Annotated in this window: 1 protein-coding gene; it reads left to right on the top strand. The window is 52.1% G+C overall.

The window, feature by feature from the left end; genetic code table 11:
- A partial coding sequence (locus tag AB1772_13510; GenBank protein MEW5797357.1) for a dockerin type I domain-containing protein occupies positions 1-1,017 on the top strand: 1,017 nt, incomplete at its 5' end.
- Between the last annotated feature and the right edge of the window lie 73 nt (positions 1,018-1,090).

Raw genomic sequence — 1,090 nt, 5'->3', positions numbered from 1 at the left:
GACGGTTTCCGCCCGATTGAAGGTGCGTTTGCCGATTCGACAACTTATCCCGATTATCAATACGGTTATTCGGGACATTATCTGTCGAAGGACTCCAACATCGTCATGGAATCCGAATACTTTGCACCGACCGATCCCGACAGCTGCAGCTTCATCGTTTTGAAGCAGCGCTTTGTCAACAACTCGACCAAGACTTATACCAATATGTTCTTCGGTGATGCGGTTGACTGGGATATTCCTTCGGACTCCGGCAGTGAAAACGGTTCCGATTTCGACGCTACTCGTAATCTGATGTATATGTACGGTGCCGAGTATGATGTTGACAGTATCGAGAACAACGACTGCGTTCTGGCCGATCAGCGCTTCGGCGGTTTCTCATTCTACGCCGGCTTCAAGCTGCCGCATTATAGTGAAACCGGCGATCGTTATACCGTTCCTCGCGCTATGTGGACCGAAATGAACGCCGACTTCGTTTATCCGACCGGCGGTTTTGTCCCTCAGGAACTGTATAACATGATGACCAATACCACCGGTTATTTGGTCTGGGCGTCGACCGATGAGACCATGGAAGATTCTCTCTATCAGGATCTGCACATGGTTTCGGTCTTCACGCAGAGGACATTTGCCCCGAAAGACACCATGGTGTTCGTCAAGATATTGTCGACCTCGAATACCGGCGAAGCGACCCTGTTGAGCAATATCGACAAGGCCCGCGCCTGGATCGCGGCTCGTCCCGATATCTTCACCTGGCCGGAAGTGACAGCGCCTCCGTGCTGCTGCAACAAGCCAGGAGATTCGAACAACAACGGTTCGGTTAACATTCTTGACGTGACTTTCACGATCAGTTACCTCTACAAGAGCGGCCCGCCGCCTCCGTGTCCGGCTGAAGCTGATGCTAACGGTAACTGCTCGGTTAACATTCTTGACGTGACCTACACCATCAGCTACCTGTATAAGAGTGGTCCTGCACCGAAGTGTCCGGACTTTAGCTGTGCCTTGTGCGTTGGTGCCAACTAGGCATGTCATGGCGTGATGCCGTTGCGGATCGGCTCGACCGATTTTGACGGCAGAGCGAGTAGATGAGTCAAAT

The sequence above is a fragment of the Candidatus Zixiibacteriota bacterium genome (assembly GCA_040752815.1).
Classification (GTDB): domain Bacteria; phylum Zixibacteria; class MSB-5A5; order GN15; family FEB-12; genus JAGGTI01.
Note: the sequence above shows the minus strand (reverse complement) of the source record. Positions and strands in the feature narration are given on the sequence as shown.